A 20118-nucleotide genomic window follows, 5' to 3' on the forward strand; every position below is an offset into this window, starting at 1 on the left:
CAGACCCATCTTCCAGATGTTCTCAAAGAAGCCCGCCTTGGACCAGTCCATGAACTTTTGGTGCACCGCACTGGCGCTGCCAAATCGCTCAGCTGGCAGCGCCTTCCATTGGCACCCCGTGCGCAGCACGTACACGATCGCCTCGAACACCAGCCGGGCCGGCTTGGGCGGACGGCCCGCACCAGCGCGGCGCTGGTAAACCTTGCCCGGGTCTCGCTGCACCACCGGCACCAACGGCTCGACACGTGCCCAGAATTCGTCCGTCACTTCCCATGAGTGGGCATGGGCCTTGCTCATATCTCGCTCCTGTCTTGATTTCAGATCAAGCCTGAACCATACCTCAATTTACGGACAAATCCTAAGCCCCGAGCAAGTGCAACAGCGCCTGACCCAACACGGGCCCAACCAGCTGCCCGCGGCCGCGCGCCGCCCGGTGTGGCTGCGCTTTGCGCTGCAGTTCCACAACCCGCTGATCTACGTGCTGCTGGCCGCCGGCCTGACCACGCTGGCGCTGGGCAGCTACGTGGACGCGGGCGTCATCCTGGGCGTGGTGCTCATCAACGCCATCATCGGCCACATCCAGGAGGGCAAGGCCGAGCGCGCGCTCGACGCCGTGCGCAGCATGCTGGCCGCGCGCGCCAACGTCTGGCGCAATGGCCAGCGCCAGCACATCGACGCCAGCGAGCTGGTGCCCGGCGACGTGGTGCTGCTGGAGTCGGGCGACAAGGTGCCCGCCGATGTGCGCCTGATCCGGGCCAAGAACCTGCGCGTGGTGGAAGCGGTGCTCACGGGCGAATCGGCCCCGGTGGAAAAGCAGCTCGACCCGGTGGCGGCCGATGTGGCCATGGGCGACCGCACCTGCATGGCGTTTTCCGGCACCATCGTGGCCTACGGCCAGGCGCAGGCGGTGGTGGTGGCCACCGGCGTGGGCACCGAGATCGGGCGCATCGGCCAGCTGGTGGGCGAGGTACACAGCCTGGCCACACCGCTGACCCGGCGCCTGGACCAATTTGCGCGCCAGATCACGCTGTTCATCCTGGGCGTGTCGGTGCTGACGCTGCTGTATGGCCGTTTCGTGATGGACATGCCACTGATGGAGCTGTTCCTGGCCATTGTGGGGCTGGCGGTGGCCGCCATTCCCGAGGGCATGCCCGCCGTGGTGACGATCGTGCTGGCGATAGGCACGCGCGTCATGGCCAGCAACCAGGCCATCATCCGGCGCCTGCCCGCGGTGGAAACGCTGGGCTCCGTCAGCGTGATCTGCTCCGACAAGACCGGCACGCTGACCCGCAACGAGATGACCGCCGTGCGCGTGGTGCTGCCCGCGCAGACGCTCACCGTCTCGGGCACGGGCTACGCGCCCGAAGGTGGCTTCAGCGATGGCGTACAGGCCGTGGCCGCCGCCAGCCACCCCGGCCTGCAGCGGCTGGCCCAGGCCGCCCTGCTGTGCAACGACGCCCGGCTGCAACACCAGCCCGACACCGGCACCTGGCAGCTGCACGGCGACCCGACCGAAGGCGCGCTGCTGGCGCTGGCCTACAAGGCCGGGCTGGACGCCACCACCGCGCAGCAGCAGTGGCCGCGGGTCGATGCGATCCCGTTCGAGTCTGAGCGCCAGTTCATGGTCACGCTGCACCACGACCACGCCGGGCAACACTTTGTGCTGATCAAGGGCGCGCCCGAGCGCGTGCTGGCGCTGTGCACACACCAGCCCGAGCAGCAACCGCTGGCGCTGGCGTACTGGACGGCGGCGGTGGCCAGCGCCGCAGGCCAAGGCCAGCGCGTGCTGGCGCTGGCGCGCTGCCCCTGGCCCGCCCAGCGCACCGACATCAACCTGGGCGACATCACGCCGCGCTTCGAGCTGCTGGGGCTGGTCGGCATCATCGACCCGCCGCGCGACGAGGCCATTGCTGCCGTGGCCGAGTGCCAGGGCGCGGGCATACGCGTCAAGATGATCACCGGCGACCACGCCATCACCGCCGCCGCCATCGGGCGCCAGCTGGGCCTGCGCGCCGAGCGCACCCTCACCGGCGACGAGATCGAGCGCCTCGGCGACGCCGAGCTCGAGCGCCACGTGCAGGACACCGACATCTTTGCCCGCGCCGCGCCCGAGCACAAGCTGCGCCTGATTGCCGCGCTGCAACGCCAGGGCCACCTGGTGGCCATGACGGGCGACGGCATCAACGACTCGCCCGCGCTCAAGACCGCCGACATTGGCGTGGCCATGGGCAAGAACGGCACCGACGCCGCGCGCGAATCGTCCGACCTGGTGCTGACCGACGACAACTTTGCCACCATCGCGCGCGCCGTGCGCGAGGGCCGCGTGGTGTTCGACAACATCAAGAAGTCGCTCATGCACATGCTGCCCACCAACGGCGGCGAGGCGGGCGTGATCCTGCTGGCCATCCTGGCCGGGCTGCCGCTGCCCGTCACGGCGGGGCAAATTCTGTGGGTCAACACCGTGACCTCGGTCACGCTGGCGCTGTCGCTGGCATTCGAGCGCGCCGAACCCGGCGTGATGCAGCTGGCGCCGCGCCCCACCACCGAGCCCATCATCACGCGCGCGCTGGCGCTGCGGGTGCTGTTCGTGATTGCGCTGATGGTGGCCACCACCTTTGGCGTGTTCCAGTGGGAGATCGCGCGCGGCCAGGGGCTGGACTACGCGCGCACCGCCGCCGTCAACATGATTGTGGTGTGCGAGCTGTTCTACCTGTTCAACGTGCGCCACTTTACCCAGCACGCGCTGCGCTGGGAGACGCTGACGGGCAACCGCATCGCGCTGACGGTGGGCGCCATCCTGGTGCTGCTGCAGCTGCTGTTCACCTACGCGGCGCCCATGCAGCAGCTGTTCCGCAGCGAGGGCCTGGACGCCCTGTCGTGGGGCGTGATCCTGGGCGGCGGCGTGCTGGTGTTCCTGGCCGTGGAGGCCGAGAAAGCCGTGCTGCGCCGCCGCCACATCCAGCGCATCTGACACAACAAACAACCAAGGAGGACCCCGCGCCATGCAAGCGATACGACACATCTTTGCCGCCACCGACCTCACCGCCGCCTCGCTGCGCGTGGTGGAGCGTGGCTTTCGGCTGGCCCAGCAGACCGGCGCCCACTACACCGTCATGCACGCGCTGGGCCTGGACGCGCTGGGGCCGTTGCGCAACCTGCTGGGCCACAAGGCCAGCGACGTGGCCCAGGCCGTGCTGGCCCACAAGCGCGCGGAGCTCGAGGCCATCGTGCGCGACCCGCGCTACCACCACGGCATCAACGCCCGGGTGCTGCTGGAAGAAGGCCTGGCCACCAGCGTGGTGCCCGCCTACGCCGCCACCACCGACGCCGACCTGGTGCTGGTGGGCGTGCGCGGGGCCAGCACCCTGCGCCGGCTGCTGGTGGGCTCCACCGCGTCGCGGCTGCTGCGCAAGAGCCAGTGCCCGGTGCTGGTGGTGCGGCACGCGCACAGCAAGCCCTACCAGCGCGTGCTGGTGCCGGTGGACTTCTCGGCCGGGTCGCTGCGCTCGCTGCAGTTGGCGCGCCAGCTCGCGCCCCAGGCCCGGCTGGTGCTGCTGCACGTGTTCGAAGTGCCGTTCGAAGGCATGCTGCAATACGCGGGCGTCTCCAGCGCCGAGATCCAGCGCTACCGCGCCGAGGCCCATGTGCGCCACACCCAGCAGCTGCAGCAACTGGCCGCACAGGCCGGGCTGGCCGATGCCGACTACACCGGCGTGGTGCTGCACGGCGATGCGGTACACCACATCCTGGAACTCGAGCGCGACCACCACTGCGACCTCATCGTCATGGGCAAGCACGGCACCCACGTCACCGAAGAGCTGCTCTTGGGCAGCGTGACGCAGCGCGTGCTGTCGCAAACCCACGCCGACATGCTGGTGGTGGTGGACAAGCGCGGCCCCGGCAGCGCCTGAAGCATGCTGCACAATGCGGCCCTCATACACCACCACAAAGGAACCCTGTTTCATGGCATCCGTCAACAAAGTTATTCTCCTGGGCAACTGTGGCCGTGACCCCGAAATGCGCTACATGGCCTCAGGCCAGCCGGTGGCCAGCGTCAGCATTGCCACCAGCAGCCGCCGCAAGGACAAAAACACCGGCGAAATGGTGGAAGACACCCAGTGGCACCGCGTCACCTTCTACGAACGCCTGGCCGAGATCGTGGGCGAATACGTCAAGAAAGGCAGCCCGATCTACGTCGAAGGCCGCCTCAAGTACGGCAAGTACACCGACCAGTCGGGCGTGGAACGCCACACCACCGACATCGTGGCCACCGAGATGCAGCTGCTGGGCGGACGCGAAGGCATGGGCGGCGGTGAAGGCCGCAGCTACGCCCCGCGCAGCGGCGGCGCCCCGGCCAGCGGTGGCCGCGCGTCCGGCATGGGCGCTGGCATGGGCAACAGCGCCCCCGCCTACGCCAGCCGCCCGCCCAGCCCGCCACCCGCCCAGCCCATGGCGCGTCCGGCCCCGGCAGCGCCCGTGGACAGCGGCTTTAACGATCTGGACGACGACATCCCGTTCTGACCACCACGGCGCGCGCCGCCGCCCCCAGGGCGGGCATTTGGGTTAACCTTGACAGCACCGCACCTGCGGTGCCTGTTGAGGAGAAATGCCATGCCCGCCCCCCGCTCCACCCGCCCCGCCCCCTGCGCCGTGCTGCCGCGCTCCGCCGCGCCGGTGGCCCCACGCTTCGGGGCACCCCGCGCCTGGCTGTACGGTGTGGCGCTGTGGCTGTGCGCAGCCAGTGCCAGTGCCAGCGCCAGCCCGGTCTGGACCGACGCCTTGGGCGACCCCAGCGCCCAGGCGCGCCAGGCGGTGCAACTGCTGCAGAACGCCGCCGCCGAAGGCCTCAACCCCAGCGACTACCAGGCCAGCGCCCTGGCCCATGCGCTGCAGCAAGGCGCCCCGGTGGACATGTGGGCACCGCAACTCACCGCCGCGCTGCAACACTACCTGCGCGACCTGCGCCAGGGCCGCGTGCCACCGCAACAGGTGCAGGAACACTACCGCCAGCCCGACACCACCGAGCTGGTGCTGGAACAGGCCCTGGCCAGCGAGCACCTGCAAGACCTGGTGCGCCGCACCACCCCGGCCATGCCCCAGTACCGCGAACTGCGCGACGCCCTGGCCCACTACCGCCAGCTGGCACAGCACCCGGCGTGGCAACAGCCCCTGCCACCACTGCCCGGGCGCAGGCTCAGTCCCGGTGCGGCCTGGGCCGGGCTGCCACTGCTGCAGCAGCGCCTGCAAGCCTTGGGCGACCTGCCCGCCAGTGTTGACCCCAACGCCCCCGCCCCCACCCAGTACGACGCCACCCTGCGGGCTGGCGTCGAAGCCTTCCAGAGCCGCCACGGCCTCACGCCCGACGGCGTCATCGGGGCCGAGACCCTGGCCGCCCTCAACGTCACGCCCGCGCAGCGCGCCGAACAGATCGCGCTGGGCATGGAGCGCCTGCGCTGGCTGCCCGAGCCACGCGGGCCGCGCATGGTGGTGGTCAACCTGCCCGAATTCGTGCTGCGCGCCTACAGCCTCGACCAGGGCCGCCCGCAGCAGGCCCTGCGCATGAAAGTGATCGTCGGCAAGGCACTCAAGACCAGCACCCCGCTGTTCGACGAGGACATGCGCTTCATCGAATTCAGCCCCTACTGGAACATCCCGCCCTCCATCGCGCGCGGCGAAACCATCCCACGCCTGCGCCGCGACCCCGGCTACTTCCAGCGCCAGGGCCTGGAGCTGGTGGACCGCCAGGGCAAGGTGGTGCCGGGCTTTGACGCCACCCACCTGGACGCCGTACTGCGCGGCCAGATGCGCATCCGCCAGCGCCCGGGGCCGCACAACGCGCTGGGCGACATCAAGTTCGTGTTCCCGAACCACAACAACATCTACCTGCACCACACGCCCAGCACCCAGCTGTTCGAGCGCACGCGGCGCGACTTCAGCCACGGCTGCATCCGCATCGAGGATCCGCACGCGCTGGCCCAGTTTGTGCTGCAGGACGAGCCGGAGTGGACGCCCGAGCGCATCCGCAGCGCCATGGAGCGCGGCAAGTCGTCCACGCTGCGCCTCAAGACGCCGGTGCCGGTGGTGCTGGCGTACCACACCACCGTGGTACAGGACGGCAAAGTGCATTTTTTGCCCGACATCTACCGCCGTGACCCGCAGCTGGCCCAGGCCCTGCAACGCCACAGCCAGACTCAGCACGCCAGCACACGCCTTTCATCGGCCCAGGCTTTACGGCCCGGGGTGGTGCCGGAATAATGCGGGGATGCGTTTCAAACCACTGTCATCGGCCTTACACGAACTGGAGGTGCCCGCGCGGCGCCACTTCTTTCACCGCAGCAGCCGCTGGTTGCTGGCGGGCGCGGCACTGACGCAGGGCGGCCACGCGCTGGCCAGCGTCTCCACGGCCCCGCACGCGCCGCGCCACCTGGCCATGAACCACACCCACACGCGCGAGAGCGTGGCGCTGGTGTACGCCATTGGCCAGGATTTTGTGCCCCAGGCGCTGCAGCACCTCAACCACTTCCTGCGCGACCACTACAGCGGCGACGTAGGCCAGATGGATCCGCAGCTGTTCCACCTCATGCACCTGGTGCGGCGCGAGCTGGAGACCGACCGGCCGTTCCACATCATCTCGGGCTACCGCAGCCCGCGCACCAACGAGCGCCTGCGCACCACGCGAGGCGGCGGCGTGGCCAAGCGCAGCCTGCACATGGAAGGCCGTGCGGTGGACATCCGTTTGCCGGGCGTACCGCTGGCCGATGTGCGCGACGCCGCGCGCGACCTCAAGCTCGGCGGCGTGGGCTACTACCCCGGCGAGCAGTTCGTCCACCTCGACACCGGGCGCGTGCGCAACTGGGGCGGTTGATGCCGCTGAAGCCGGTTTAACGCCTGCGCACCTTTTTGCCACGGGGTGCCAGCGTGGGCACCTCGGGCAAGGGGGCTTCGGTGGCGGTGGCCGCGTGGATCACGCCGCCGCCCAGGCACACCTCGCCGTCGTACAGCACCGCACTCTGGCCCGGTGTCACCGCCCATTGCGGCTCGTTGAAGGCCAAGGCAAACGCGCCTTCGCCGTTGGGGGCCAACACGCAGGCGGCATCGGCCTGGCGGTAGCGGGTCTTGGCACCGTAGCGGCCCAGTGCCGGAGCACTGCCCGCCACCCAACTCGCGTCCAGCGCCTGCAACTGCGGCGACTGCAACCACGGGTGGTCGTGCCCTTGCACCACCCACAGCGTGTTGTGGGCCACGTCCTTGCGCGCCACAAACCACGGCGCGTGTTCACCGCCGCCTTTTTGGGCACCTTGCGTCTTGACACCGCCTATGCCCAACCCTTGGCGCTGGCCCAGCGTATAGAAACTCAGCCCCACGTGCTGGCCCACCACCCGGCCCTGGTCGTCGCGGATGGGGCCGGGTTCCTTCTGGATGTAGCGGTTGAGGAACTCGCGGAATGGGCGCTCACCAATGAAGCAAATGCCGGTGGAATCCTTCTTCTTGGCGTTGGGCAGGCCAATCTCGGCCGCAATGCGGCGCACCTCGGTCTTGGGCAACTCGCCCACCGGGAACAGCGTGTTGCGCAACTGGTTCTGGTTCAAGCGGTGCAAAAAGTAGCTCTGATCCTTGAGCGGATCCAGCCCTTTGAGCAGCTCGTATTGGCCTGTGGTGCCATTCAGGCGCACCCGGCAATAGTGGCCGGTGGCAATTTTGTCGGCCCCCAAGCGCATGGCGTGGTCCAAGAACGCCTTGAATTTGATCTCGGCATTGCACAGGATGTCGGGGTTGGGCGTGCGGCCCGCCTGGTACTCGCGCAAAAATTCGGCAAACACGCGGTCTTTGTACTCGGCGGCAAAGTTGACGTGCTCCATGTCAATGCCAATGACATCGGCCACACTGGCCGCATCCAAAAAATCCTGTCGGCTGGAACAATACTCGCTGTCGTCGTCATCTTCCCAGTTTTTCATGAAGATGCCGATCACCTCGTAACCCTGCTGTTTGAGCAACCAGGCGCTGACCGCGGAGTCCACCCCGCCGCTCAAGCCCACCACCACGCGTTGTTTCTGTGCCATAGTGGGCGTGATTATCCCGCCGTTCAGCGCCAGGGCATCACCGGCACGGTGGAGATGCTGTTGGCGGGTGCGCCCTCAATCAGCTTGCGGCTGATGGCCACGTACACCAGCGTGTTGTGCTTGGCATCCCACAAGCGCACCACGCGCGTTTCCTTGAACAGCAGCGAGGTGTCCTCGCTGAACACCTCTTCCTCTTGGGGCAACTTGGCGGGCAACGTGATGGGGCCAGTCTGGCGGCACGCCAGCGAGAAGCGCGACGGGTCTTCCGCCAAGCCCAAGCTGCCTTTGATACCGCCGGTGCGCGCTTGGCTGACGTGGCACGTCACACCCGCAATTTTGGGGTCGGCAAACGCATCGACGCAGATCTTGTGGTTGGCGCCCAGCAGCTTCCAGGCGGTGGTGATGCAGCCCACGGTGTCGGCGTGGGCGCCCACGCTGGCCACGGCCAGCAGCGCCGCAGCGCAGGTTGTCTTGAACACGGTCGTTCTCCTCAAAAATGGCGACGGGGGCGCTCAGGCCGGGGGGCGCTGCGCCTGCACCATCTTCATGGCCGAGGCAATCAGCGCCGACACCTCCGTCATGTTGCCGGGCACCACCAGCGTGGTGGTGGCGTCCTGGGCCAGCTTGCCGTAGGCTTCCACGGCCTTTTCGGCCACCTGGAGCTGCACCGCCTGCTCGCCGCCGGGCTGGCGGATGGCACCAGCCATGCGCTCAATCGCCTGCGCCGAGGCCGACGCCAGCGTCATGATGGCGGTGGCCTCGCCCTGGGCCTTGTTGATGGCGGCCTGCTTTTCGCCCTCGGAACGGGCGATGAAGGCCTCGCGCTCGCCGGTGGCAATGTTGATCTGCTCTTGGCGACGGCCTTCCGAAGCGGCAATCAGCGCGCGCTTTTCGCGTTCGGCGGTAATCTGCGCTTGCATGGCGTGCAAGATCTCCTTGGGCGGCGTCAGATCCTTGATCTCGTAGCGCAGTACCTTCACGCCCCAGTTAAGCGCCGCTTCGTCAATTGCCTGCACCACCTGGGCGTTGATCATGTCGCGCTCCTCGAACGTCTTGTCCAGCTCCAGCTTGCCAATCACGCTGCGCAGGCTGGTCTGTGCCAGCTGCGTCACCGCCATGATGTAGTTGGACGAGCCGTAGCTGGCGCGCATCGGATCGGTCACCTGGAAGTACAGGATGCCATCAACCTGCAACTGCGTGTTGTCGCGCGTGATGCAGACCTGGCTGGGCACGTCCAGCGGAATTTCCTTCAGACTGTGTTTGTAGGCCACCCGGTCGATGAACGGCACCAGAAAGTTCAGCCCGGGGCTGAGGGTGCCGGCGTACTTGCCCAGCCGCTCCTTGACCCACGCGTTCTGCTGCGGCACCACCTTGACGGCGCGCGCAATGAAGATCACGGCAATGACAACAACGAGGATGGCGATTTCCATGATGGGCCTTTCTGTGTAAAGCGGTAAAAAATGCCGACAGCCCCCACATCACACCGGATCGACCAGCAGGCGGCTGCCCACCAGTTCGGCCACGCGGTGGGCGCCGGGGCGTGGCGTGGTGCCGGGCCGGTGAATGGCCGTCCATTGTGCGCCACGGTAGCGCACAGTAGCGGTGCCATCGGGGTTCCAGCCCGCAATCTGCACAATCTCACCCACATCCAGGTTGACGCTGCGGTCGGCGCGCGCTGGCAAGTCGCCCGGACGGCGCCGGCGCCGCCAGTGGCACAGCACCACCGCCGCACCGCCCACCACGGCGGCCAGCACCATCTGCAGCGGCTGGGCCAGGCCCGCATGGGCCACCAGCGCGCCTGCAGCGGCACCCAGCGCCAGCATCAGCAGGTAAACGGTGCCGGTCAGCAACTCAGCCACCACCATGGCCCCCGCCAACAGCCACCACAGGGTCGAATCGTCCATCATCGCCAGCACCTTTCTTTCGGGGCAGCCTGCATCACCCCAGCACCGTGCGGTAGCCGGTGATGCGCTGCGCAAAGTACGGTGCCTGCAGGGAGTCGAGCCGCACCCCGGTGCGTTCGTTGAAGGCATGTACCATGCGGTTGTCGCCCAGGTAGATGCCCACGTGCGAGAACTTGGCGCCCAGCGTGTTGAAGAACACCAGGTCGGCCACCGCCAGCTCCGTGCGGCCCACGGGCTGGGTGCGCTCGGCCATGTCGGCGGCGCTGCCGCCCAAGCGCAGCCCAGCCTGCTGGTAGGCGTAGGCCACCAGCCCGGAGCAGTCGAAGCCCGTGGCCGGGCTGCGCCCGCCGTAGCGGTAGCGCCCGCCCACGTGGGCCATGGCGTTCATCACGATGTGGCGGCGCAGCTCGGGCTGGCTGCCTGAGCGCCCGCCGCTGCGGCTGGCGCAGCCTTGCAGGTACAGCGCGGCCAGCAGGCCCGCCGCCAGCCACATCCGCCGCGACGGCAACTGCCCTGCCCCGGGCACGGGCGCAGCGCAGGCGGTTGAAGCAGCGCCCACCACCACCATCAGGCTGCAGGTTGGTACGGGTTGAGCACCAGCTGCTCGCGCTCCAGCACACGCGCCACGGCGGGCAGGGCCGCCAGGCGCTGCACCAGCGCCCAGGTGGCGGGCAGGCTGGCCGGGTCGATGCCGATCAGCGCGCCCCAGCGCAGCAGCGTCAGGGCGTAGGTGTCGAGGATGCCGGGCTGCTCGCCGTTGAGCCACGCGCTGGGGCAGCGGGCCACGTGCGCTTCCAGCTCCTGCAGCAGCTCGCGGAACCGGGTCACGCCATGCGCCTTGACGTCGGCCTGCCCTTCGGGCGTGGTGGCAAAGTTGACCGGGCGGAACACGCGCGTGAAGGCCGGATGCACCGTGTTGTTGAGCCAGCACAGTGTCTCCAGCACGCGGGTGCGGGCCAGGCCGCTGGCGGGCAGCAGGCGGGCCTGGGGCAGACGCGCGTCCAGGTGCAGCACCATGGCCACGATCTGGCCAATGGCATCATCGCCATCCACCAGCAGCGGCACCTGGCCGCGCGGGTTCAGCGCCAGGTATTCGGGCGCCTTGTGCTCGCCCTGGTGCAGCTTGACCAGCACCGGCTCGAATGCCACCCCGGCCAGTTCCAGCGCGGCATGCACCGCCAACGAACACGCGCCGGGCGCGTAATACAGTTTGAAGCTCATGAGCATCCTCCAGATACGGAAAATCCTACATGATACGGGGCCCGCAAAGGCAACCGAAAAGCCGGGTTACAGGCGCTACAGCGCCCACGACAACCCCAGGTAGGCACTGCCACGCTTCCAAGTCTGACCACCCAGCGACTGCTGGCCCGTCAACACCATGCTGAGCTGCGGCGTCAGCGCCAACTGCAGGCCAGCCGACACCACCCCGTACCGCTCACGCCCAGCGTCGCCCAGCGGCGTCACCACCGGCGTGCCCGGCTCAAAGGCAAAGCGGGAATACGCACGGTCGGGGCTGTCGATACCCGTGTCGTGTACCCACTCCAGCTTGACGTGGGAGCGCAGCGCGCGGCCAGCGGCGGTCTGGCCATCAAAATGCCACACCGCGCCCACCGACCCCAGCAAGCGGCGGCGATCCTGTTGCGCCAGCTCTTGCGCCAGCAGCACGTTGCCGCGCTCGTGGTAGGCGTCGCTCATGCTGCGGCTGTAGGTGGCGGCCACAAACGGCCCCCAGCGGGTCTGCCCGCTTTCGCCCTGTACAAGGTAAGCCCCCTGCACGCGGGCGGCATAGGCCTGCCCCCGGTTGTCGGCATTCACCTGCATCGCCCCGGCAAAACGGCGGGTGTTGAAGTCGAAACGGCCCCAGCTCAACATCCAGTCCCAGTGGTATAGCCCCTGGACATGCGAGCCAAACCCCGCCAGCTGGTAAGCCTGGGTGTCGACCGACCCCATGCCCTGGCGCAAACCCGCATCGGCGTTGGTCACATTCAGCGCCCAGCCGAGCCGGGTCTGGGCACTCAATGGGTGGCGCATGCCCACCGTCAGCGCACGCAGGTGCTGGCGGTACCCCACGGCGCCCAACGCATCGTCCCGGCGCGACTGGCCGTAACTCAGCAGGGCAAAACCGGGCGAGACCTCGGGGTTGTGCGCGGCAAAACGATCCCGATCCTGCTGCTGCGTCAGGGTGCCCACCAGGTGCAACGCCACATCTTCCGCAATGCCCACCTGGGCGCGCGCCACCTCGGGCGCGTAAATGAAGTTGTGTGCCACCGTCTGGGCCTGCCCCACGTCCAGACTGGCCCAGGCGGCGTCCACGGCGTCCCAGTCGGCGGGATCGGCGGAGGTCTGGAATTCGAACACGGTGTTCAACGCGCCATCACCGCTTTGGCGCACCTGGCTGTCGTGGATGTCGGTGCTGGCGCTGCCCACCTGCACCACCAGCCCGCGGTTGAAACGGCCCTGCTGTTGCAAAAAACTGTACTTGTCGCTGCCCAACTGGATCAGGGCAGCGCGGTTGTAATAGCCCGCCTGCTCCACCCAGCTGTCGGCGACGGTTTCACGCTCCACCGTGGCCGCTGTGTGCCGCGCCCCACCGGCGTCCAGCTGACGCACCGTCAGCGGCAACACCGCCGCCTGAAACGGCGCACCCTCCACACTGACCACCGACTCGGCCCACGTTGATTGGACGCAACACAACGCGGCCACCGCCACCGCAGACCGGGCCCCGATTTTGAACCATCCCCTCACCACACGTTCCTTCACTGGTTGCTTCATGCCGGGCACTCAGTCGGGCAACACCGGGCGACGGGCCCGTGGCACCACGGGATCACCGTCCAGACGGTCTGCCCGGATGCGGCTGTTGGCACGGTCTTCCAGGTCGTCCACCGACGGCACCGGACGCACCCGCTTTCTGGCCACCGCCTCCATGTCGTCCACCGAGTCGAGCTGCGACCAGTCGCAACCCCGCGCCGACGCCCCAGCAGGCAATTTGCCGTTGGGAAGCACAGGCGGGCAATCCGCCCCCCGCGTTGCGCCTGGTGCAGTGGCGGCACGGCTGGCGCGCGTGCCCTCTATTGACGAAGCACCAGACGGGCCAGTCTCCTGAATAGTGACGTCGGTGCTGTTGCCGGTGCGGGTGGTGATCTTCTGGCCCGACGGCGTGCGCACCACCGTGCTGCGTGTGGGAGCACTGCCGTCGGTTTGCCGGACGGTGTTCCTGGAACCGCCTTGCTGGTGGACGACGGTCTCGGCACAGCCGGTAACACCGAATGCCAGCAGACCCAGCAACAGCGCCATCGACCGACGGTACGAAGTTCGAGAAAGTGGCATACAAATCCTGACCGATTGAAACAACATGATGGGCTTGCCACACGGCAACGCCCCGCGCCCTAGCGTTGCTGCTGACCGTGCGGCGGTACGGCGCGGCGTTTCGGCCCTTCGTAGCCCATCTGCTCCACCGCATTGTCGTTGCGCTGGCCTTTTTGCTGGGTCTCTGCGGTGTTGACCTGCCCCGCCTGAATGGTGCGGCTTAAATTTTCGCGGCAATTCTGGTTCACGCGCGCGGTGTTGCTCTGGTCGGCCTGCACGTTGGCCTCGATGCAGGGCCGGTTGCTGTTATCACGCGCCACCTGGGCATGCACGCCCGACACCGACAAGACGGACAACAACGCCACCACAAATATTTGGGACTGCATGACACGTGATCCTCAAAAAATTTCAGCAGCTGGCCCGGCACGACCCAACTGCTGATTCAGGACAAAAGCCAGATGACCGGCCTACCGCTCAACGCTCACGGCGCCCACGCTGGTCGGTGGTGTTCTCGTTGATGCCGCCGCCCGTCTGGCCGGTGGCGTTGGTGTTGATGTCGCCACGCTGCTTGGTGCGGTTCAGGTTGTCGGCACCACGCTGTACGGTCACGTTGTCGTTGTCCTTGCCCTTTTGCTTGGTGGTGTTGGTGTTGATCTCACCCTCCTGAATGGTGGTGTTGGTGTTGATCTGAGCCAGCACCGGCGCCGACAGACCGGCCAGGAGAGCGGAAACCACAGCAAGTTTGGAAAGCTTTTTCATGACGAAGATCCTATGCCTTAGAACAAACGGTTTTCTATGCTTTTCCAGACACATATCTGAACTGCACGATTCCATCGTAGAAAGTTCCACTGCGGCTGTCAACAGTGGAACTCCCAGTTTTTGGCAAGAATCAGTTGGCAGCTTCCAGCGCCTGACGCTTGCTGCGGGCGCGGATGTTCAAACCCTCCACCACCAGCGAGAACGCCATGGCCGCGTACAGGTAGCCCTTGGGCATTTCCTGGTCAAAGGCTTCGGCGGTCAGGGCCATGCCCACCATCACCAGGAAGGCCAGCGCCAGCACCTTGACCGACGGGTGGCGGTCCACAAACTCGCCAATCGGCTTGGCGGCCAGCAGCATCACGCCCACCGAGGTGACGACGGCGGCAATCATCACGCCAATCTCGTCCACCATGCCCACGGCGGTGATGACGGAGTCGAGCGAGAACACGATGTCAATCACGGCAATCTGCGCAATGATGGCCCAGAACAGCTTGGTGCCAGCGGCCTTGAGGGCGGCGTTGTCGGTGGCCGGAGGAGCGTGCTGTTCGCGGGCTTCCACTTCCACAAAAATCTCGTGCGAGGCCTTGTAGAGCAGGAACAGGCCACCGCCCAGCAGCACCAGGTCGCGGCCACTGATGCCCATGTCCCCCACGTGGAACAGGTCGGCGGTCAGGCCCATGACCCAACTCAGCGTGAACAGCAACATCAAACGCGACAGCATGGCAAAACCCAACCCCAGGCGGCGCGCCTTGTCGCGCAGGTGCGGCGGCAGGCGCCCCACCAAAATCGAGATGAAGATGATGTTGTCGATGCCCAGCACGATTTCGAGGGCGGTGAGCATCGCAAAGGCGATCCAGAGGTTAGGGTCGAGCAGGAATTCCATGAACAGCGGCAAAAAAGTGGGCACCAATGCGGGCGCTATCGGGTGCGGCAACGCGGGGTGACCCCAAGGGCCAACGCTGCCACACCGGCAACAGGGCGCTATGGTCGGGGTTTAAGTGCTTCCAAAAAACCACGACTTTCTTGATTTTCTTTCAGAAAAAACCAGAACAAGACACCCTGCCCTTCACAACAGCCAGACAGACTGCCCGGCCAGCGGCTTACTCCGCCGCTTCTTTCTTGGCGCGCGGTTTGGCGGGCGCCCTGGGCTTGGCGGTGGTTTTGGCTGCCGTCTTGCTGGTGGCCTTGGCCTTGCTGGCCGGGGCCTGGGCGGCGGTCTTGCGCGCGGGGTACTTGCTGGGCTCGAACTCGAATACCACCTTGTCCTCGTCGCGGCTCCAGGCCAAACGCGCTTTGAACGCGCGCTTGGTGCGCAGCGAGACGAACTTGTCCAGCAGGTCGGTCTTGCCCTCGGTCAGCAGTTTTTGCACCTGTTCGTGGCTGATGGGCTGCTGCAACACGGTGGTGCCGGTCTTGAAGTCGCAGCCGGGCGTGGGGTGGGCCAACGTGGGCACGGCGCGGCTGCACACGTAGTGCTTGTTGTGCTCGTACACCGGCGCGCCACATTTGGGGCAGTTGCCCAGGGTCTGGTGGCCCGCAAAGTCCACCAGCTCGCCGGTGGCCTCGTCCTTCTCGTCACCGAAATCGAATTCGAGCTTCCAGTTGTTGTCGTCGGTGCTGAACTTGAGCACCAACTCGGCGGTGAAAGGCCAACCCGCTTTGGAACGGAAGCCCTCCAACGGCCCAATGTGTTTGTCGCGCAAAAAGGCCTCGGCCTCGTCCATCTCGAACGTGCGCCCGCCGGGCGATTTGCCAAACGAGAAACCACAGCCGTCCGACTGGCCATCGGCCCCGGTGCAGGTGTAGCGGCGGTAGTTTTCTTTGACGACACCGCCACACATGGGGCACGGGCTTTGCAGTGTGGCGTAGTTGCCCGGTACGGTGTCGCGGTCGTATTCCTTGGCTTTCTTGACGACATGTTCCGTCATGGCGGCAATGTCGCGCATGAAGGCCTCGCGGCTGAGTTGACCGCGTTCCATCAGCGACAACTTGTGCTCCCACTCGCCGGTCAGCGCAGGTTTACACAATTCCTGCACGCCCAAGCCGCGCAGCAGCGTCATCAACTGAAAGGCTTTGGCGGTGGGGATGAGTTCGCGCCCTTCGCGCAGCATGTATTTTTCGTTGAGCAAGCCTTCAATGATGGCCGCGCGGGTGGCGGGGGTGCCCAAGCCTTTGTCCTGCATGGCGCTGCGCAGTTCGTCGTCCTCGATCAGCTTGCCCGCGCCCTCCATCGCCCCCAGCAAAGTGGCTTCGCTGTAACGCGCGGGGGGGCGGGTCTTGAGGGCCTTGGCCACCGCTTGCAAGGTCTGCACGGTTTCACCCGGTTGCACAGGCACCAAGTGCTGGCCTTTGTCGCCTTCTTTGGCATCGGCCACTTCGTCGGCGGCTTCCTTGCCATACACCGCCAGCCAGCCCGGCTTGACCAGCACCTTGCCTTCGGTCTTGAAATGGTGCGTGGCCCCCGCCACCTGCACTTGGCTGATGCGGGTGGTGACTTGAAACTCGGCCACCGGGAAGAACACCGCCAAAAAGCGGCGCACCACCAGATCGTAGAGCTTTTGTTCGGCCTCGTTGAGGCCGCTGGGCACCTGCGGCGTGGGGATGATGGCAAAGTGGTCGCTGACCTTGCTGTTGTCGAACACGCGCTTGCTGGGGCGCAGGTAGCCCTGCTGCAGCGCGGTGGCGGCGTGCGGCGCCAGGTGCGGCAGGCCGCTGTCGGCCAGCGTCTGCACGGTGTGCTGCACGGTGGGCAGGTAATCCTCGGGCAGGGCACGGCTGTCGGTGCGGGGATAGGTCAGGGCCTTGTGCTTTTCGTACAGGCTTTGCGCCAGCGCCAGCGTGGTCTTGGCACTGAAACCAAAGCGGCCATTGGCCTCGCGCTGCAGGCTGGTCAGGTCGTACAGCAAGCCACAGGCTTGGGTGGCGGCTTTCGATTCTTCGGTCACGCTGGCAGGCTGGCCGCGCACGGCGTCGGCAATGGCCTGGGCACTGGCCGCGTCCCACAGCCGGTCGGCACGCTGTTCGGGGTCGGCACCGTCCTCGCCCGCCTTGGGCTTTTTAAAAGTGGGATCGAACCATTTGGCCGGGTACTGGCCCGCTTGCGCGCCGAAGGTGGCGTGGATTTCCCAGTAGTCGCGGCTGCGGAAGGCGCGGATTTTTTCCTCGCGCTCCACCACCACCGCCAGCGTGGGAGTCTGCACCCGGCCCACGGTGGTGAGGAAGAAGCCGCCGTCGCGGCTGTTGAACGCCGTCATGGCGCGGGTGCCGTTGATGCCGACCAGCCAGTCGGCCTCGGAGCGGCTGCGGGCGGCATCGGCCAGCGGACGCATCTGCTCATCGCTGCGCAGTTGGCCAAAGCCGTCGCGGATGGCCTGCGGTGTCATCGACTGCAACCACAACCGCTGTACCGGCTTGTGCAAACCTTTGGCACCCCCGGCGTACTGCTCAATCAGGCGGAAGATCAGCTCGCCCTCGCGCCCGGCGTCACAGGCGTTGACGAGTGCCGTCACGTCCTTGCGCTTGGCTTGCTTGACCACCGCCGCCAGGCGCGACTTGGTCTTGTCGATGGGCTTGAGGTCGAAATGCGGCGGAATGACCGGCAGGTTGGCAAAGCTCCATTTGCCGCGCTTGACGTCGTAGGCCTCGGGCGCGGCAATCTCCAGCAGGTGGCCCACCGCCGACGTGACCACGTAGTGCTCGCTCTCGTAGTGGTCGTCGTGCTTGTCGAACTTGCCCGCGATGGGGGTCAGGGCGCGCACGATGTCTTGGGCGACAGAAGGTTTTTCGGCAATGACGAGGGTTTTCATGTGTTGTATCTACAATCCGGTTCCATGCGCGCGCTCGCGCACCAGCGTGCGCACTCAGGCGCGCGCCTGTGCATGGAATAACCTTACCAAATTTTGCCGTGCCGCTTTTACCCCCCACTCCGATCGACGCACACCGCCACGACGCCCCCCAAGCGGCCCTGCGCGCCCTGACCCGCCAGGCCGAGGGGCTGTGGCAGGCGCTGGACGCGCTGCTGCCGGGCATCTCGGTGGAAGTGGTGCCCACGCTCGATTCCACCAACACCGAGCTGATGCGCCGCGCCCGCGCGGGCCAGCCCTACCCGGTGCTGCTGGTGGCGCTGGAGCAGACCGCCGGCAAGGGGCGACGCGGGCGGCAGTGGGTGAGTGCACCGGGCGCTTCGCTGACGCTGTCGCTGGGGCTGCCGCTGGCGCCGCAGGACTGGTCGGGCCTGTCGCTGGCGGTGGGCGTGAGCGTGGCCGAGGCGCTGCACCCGCAGGTGCAGCTCAAGTGGCCCAACGACCTGTGGTGGTGCGGCCGCAAGCTGGGCGGCATTCTGGTGGAAACCGCCAGTATCGGGCCGCAGCGTTACGCCGTCATCGGTCTGGGCCTGAACGTGCAGGCGCCCGCCAGCCTGCCCCCGGCTGCCGCCATCGACGGCCAGCTGCCCGCCCCTGTGCCCCCCGCTGGCCTGCAGGAGCTGGACGCCACCTGCGCCCAGCGTGACGCGGGCGAATGGCTGGCCGCGCTGGCCCCCACCCTGCTGCGCGACGTGCTGCACTTTGAGCGCGACGGTTTGACCCCCTTCCTGCCCCGCTTTGCCCCCCGCGACGCCCTGCGCGGCATGACGGTGCAACTGTCGGACGGCCAGAGCGGCACCGCGGTCGGCATCGGCCCCGACGGCGCGCTGTGGCTCGACACCGCCCAGGGCCGCGTGGCCGTGACCAGCGCCGAAGTCAGCGTGCGCCCATGCTGAAGCAAGCCGTGGCGGCGCTGCTGCTGGCCAACCTGGGCACCGCGCTCTACACCCAGGGCGGCCTGCGCTGGCTGGGCCTGGGCGCGCTGGACGAACGCGAGCCGCAACGGCTGGCACAGCAACTGCATCCGGAACAGCTGCAACTGCTGAAGGTCGCCCCATCGGCAGCCCCCGCACCCGAACCCACCACCGCCACACCGGCAGCGCCAGCGGTGGTGCCCAGCCCCGCTGTGCCACCAGTGGCCGCCGTGGCGCCCCCTGCTGCTGCGCCCACCGCGCTAGCCGCACCCGTAGTAGCACCCACCACCGCGCCATTTCCGCCCTCCACGCCGACTGTGGCAAAGCCAGCAGAAGCCCCCACACCGGCCCCCGCACAGCTCCAGCCCAAGAAGAACGACCAAGCCGAAAAACCGGCCAAAACAGAAACACCCGACAAGGAACCGGCCCGCAAACCGCCTCCGGCCGAGCCATCCGCGAAGCCAGAAAAACCTACCAAACCCGAAAAAACAGACAAGACCGACAAGGCCAAAGACCCGGAACCGGTCAAGACCGCCGCCAAGCGGCGCGGCAAGACCAACTGCTGGCAGGCCAGCGGCTACACCCCGGTGCAGACCATCGTGCTCAACGGCGCGCTGGACCGCGTGCCCGAACTGGACAAACGCTGGCAGATCGTGGCCACCACCAGCGGCAGCGGCGGGCGCTGGCTGGTGTACCAGGGCGGCTTTGCCAGCGCCGACGCCCTGAAACAGCAGCGCGCCGAATTCAAGCTCGCCAACATCGACCACCGCCCGCTGCAACTGCCAGGCGAAAGCGGCCCGGGTCTGGTGCTGGGCACCTACTCGTCAGAGGCCGGCGCCCAGCGCGCGCTGCAAAACGCCCAGCATGACGGCATCAGCAACCTGCGCGTAGTGCCCGAAAAAGGCGGCAGCGCCACCCGCAGCTACACCCTCACCCTCAAGGCCATCACCGAGGAAGAAAAAACCCTGGTCGAAGGCCTAGGCCCCGCGCTGGCGGGCAAGGCGTTGCAACGCTGCCCGTGAGGCTGAAATTACCGAAACCAGCCAAACTTCACCAAAGTTCGATAGTACACAGCGTAGGCGAATGCACTGGCGAAGAAACTCAATATCAGAGCCAGCAGGTTGTCGTGAAAAGTGACTGCCAACAAGGCTGGCCCAGCCGCAAAACACCACACCACGGGCGACACCGCCGAGTTGCGCAAAACCGGCGGCAAGCCCGTCAGGTGCTTACGCACAATGCGGGTCTTGATCAGGCTGTGCAAGTGCAACCGATCCGGGTGACCGGGGTGCATGTTAAGTTGGGCACAATAAGT

Annotated in this window: 20 protein-coding genes and 1 pseudogene; 7 read left to right on the forward strand and 14 right to left on the reverse strand. The window is 67.0% G+C overall.

The annotated features are described in order from the left end of the window. Positions 1–297: transposase (locus tag CON76_RS11560; protein ID WP_145995440.1), on the reverse strand; the 297-nt coding region annotated here is incomplete at its 3' end. Between the two features lie 58 nt (positions 298–355). Between CON76_RS11560 and CON76_RS11565 the strand changes: the two genes are divergently transcribed. The 5 genes from CON76_RS11565 (at position 356) to mepK (ending at position 6865) form a co-directional block, all read left to right on the forward strand. Then, positions 356–2971: a cation-translocating P-type ATPase gene (locus CON76_RS11565; protein WP_276309003.1), complete on the forward strand. Its 2616-nt coding sequence runs from the start codon at positions 356–358 to the stop codon at positions 2969–2971. Positions 2972–3002: 31 nt separating this feature from the next. Further along, the gene (locus CON76_RS11570) at positions 3003–3911 is read left to right on the forward strand and encodes a universal stress protein (RefSeq protein ID WP_101103501.1); all 909 of its coding nucleotides are present in this window, start codon (positions 3003–3005) and stop codon (positions 3909–3911) included. Between the two features lie 52 nt (positions 3912–3963). Continuing rightward, a complete protein-coding gene (locus tag CON76_RS11575) occupies positions 3964–4521 on the forward strand; it encodes a single-stranded DNA-binding protein (RefSeq protein WP_101103502.1) in 558 nt (185 codons plus the stop codon). Positions 4522–4611: 90 nt separating this feature from the next. Further along, a complete protein-coding gene (locus CON76_RS11580; protein ID WP_101103503.1) occupies positions 4612–6255 on the forward strand; it encodes a L,D-transpeptidase family protein in 1644 nt (547 codons plus the stop codon). 7 nt (positions 6256–6262) lie between these two features. Continuing rightward, positions 6263–6865, forward strand: a complete 603-nt coding sequence (mepK, locus tag CON76_RS11585; protein WP_101103504.1) for a peptidoglycan L,D-endopeptidase MepK — start codon at positions 6263–6265, stop codon at positions 6863–6865. A gap of 16 nt (positions 6866–6881) precedes the next feature. Here the strand turns inward: mepK and mnmA are convergent, their stop codons facing one another. From mnmA to CON76_RS11645, 12 genes are all read right to left on the reverse strand, one after another. Next, complete coding sequence (mnmA, locus tag CON76_RS11590; RefSeq protein WP_101103505.1) at positions 6882–8060, reverse strand: tRNA 2-thiouridine(34) synthase MnmA; 1179 nt, start codon at positions 8058–8060, stop codon at positions 6882–6884. Between the two features lie 23 nt (positions 8061–8083). Further along, positions 8084–8539 (reverse strand): CreA family protein, encoded by a 456-nt coding sequence (locus CON76_RS11595; protein ID WP_101103506.1) that lies wholly within the window; start codon positions 8537–8539, stop codon positions 8084–8086. A gap of 33 nt (positions 8540–8572) precedes the next feature. Beyond that, entirely contained in the window at positions 8573–9490 is a 918-nt protein-coding gene (locus CON76_RS11600; protein WP_101103507.1) for an SPFH domain-containing protein, read from the reverse strand. A gap of 48 nt (positions 9491–9538) precedes the next feature. Beyond that, positions 9539–9964 (reverse strand): NfeD family protein, encoded by a 426-nt coding sequence (locus CON76_RS11605; protein WP_101103516.1) that lies wholly within the window; start codon positions 9962–9964, stop codon positions 9539–9541. Positions 9965–9998: 34 nt separating this feature from the next. Continuing rightward, a complete protein-coding gene (locus tag CON76_RS11610; protein WP_240592854.1) occupies positions 9999–10523 on the reverse strand; it encodes a C40 family peptidase in 525 nt (174 codons plus the stop codon). Positions 10524–10531: 8 nt separating this feature from the next. Continuing rightward, positions 10532–11185 (reverse strand): glutathione S-transferase family protein, encoded by a 654-nt coding sequence (locus CON76_RS11615; RefSeq protein WP_101103517.1) that lies wholly within the window; start codon positions 11183–11185, stop codon positions 10532–10534. 75 nt (positions 11186–11260) lie between these two features. Further along, entirely contained in the window at positions 11261–12736 is a 1476-nt protein-coding gene (locus tag CON76_RS11620) for an autotransporter outer membrane beta-barrel domain-containing protein (RefSeq protein ID WP_145995441.1), read from the reverse strand. A 9-nt stretch (positions 12737–12745) separates the two neighbouring features. Beyond that, positions 12746–13291 carry a hypothetical protein gene (locus tag CON76_RS11625; protein ID WP_145995442.1) on the reverse strand — a complete coding sequence of 182 codons (546 nt, stop codon included), beginning with the start codon at positions 13289–13291 and terminating at the stop codon, positions 12746–12748. A gap of 59 nt (positions 13292–13350) precedes the next feature. Beyond that, on the reverse strand, positions 13351–13656 hold the full coding sequence (locus CON76_RS11630) for a hypothetical protein (protein WP_101103511.1): 306 nt from the start codon (positions 13654–13656) through the stop codon (positions 13351–13353). A gap of 88 nt (positions 13657–13744) precedes the next feature. Then, positions 13745–14029 (reverse strand): curlin, encoded by a 285-nt coding sequence (locus tag CON76_RS11635; protein WP_101103512.1) that lies wholly within the window; start codon positions 14027–14029, stop codon positions 13745–13747. 130 nt (positions 14030–14159) lie between these two features. Beyond that, positions 14160–14912 carry a TerC family protein gene (locus CON76_RS11640; protein ID WP_101103518.1) on the reverse strand — a complete coding sequence of 251 codons (753 nt, stop codon included), beginning with the start codon at positions 14910–14912 and terminating at the stop codon, positions 14160–14162. A 217-nt stretch (positions 14913–15129) separates the two neighbouring features. Then, positions 15130–17835: a DNA topoisomerase III gene (locus CON76_RS11645; protein ID WP_101103513.1), complete on the reverse strand. Its 2706-nt coding sequence runs from the start codon at positions 17833–17835 to the stop codon at positions 15130–15132. A gap of 158 nt (positions 17836–17993) precedes the next feature. Here CON76_RS11645 and CON76_RS11650 point away from each other — a divergent pair, with 158 nt between their 5' ends. Together CON76_RS11650 and CON76_RS11655 are read left to right on the forward strand one after the other, a co-directional pair. Then, positions 17994–18788: a biotin--[acetyl-CoA-carboxylase] ligase gene (locus CON76_RS11650; RefSeq protein ID WP_420812945.1), complete on the forward strand. Its 795-nt coding sequence runs from the start codon at positions 17994–17996 to the stop codon at positions 18786–18788. Then, positions 18782–19828 (forward strand): hypothetical protein, encoded by a 1047-nt coding sequence (locus CON76_RS11655; RefSeq protein ID WP_101103514.1) that lies wholly within the window; start codon positions 18782–18784, stop codon positions 19826–19828. Before CON76_RS11650 ends, CON76_RS11655 begins: the two co-directional genes overlap by 7 nt. An 8-nt stretch (positions 19829–19836) precedes the next feature. Here the strand turns inward: CON76_RS11655 and CON76_RS13325 are convergent. Beyond that, positions 19837–20118, reverse strand: a pseudogene (locus tag CON76_RS13325) (MraY family glycosyltransferase); the annotation flags it as partial.

Origin of the sequence: Macromonas bipunctata (assembly GCF_002837135.1) — a bacterium.
In the GTDB taxonomy this organism is placed as follows: Bacteria; Pseudomonadota; Gammaproteobacteria; order Burkholderiales; family Burkholderiaceae_C; genus Macromonas_A; species Macromonas_A bipunctata.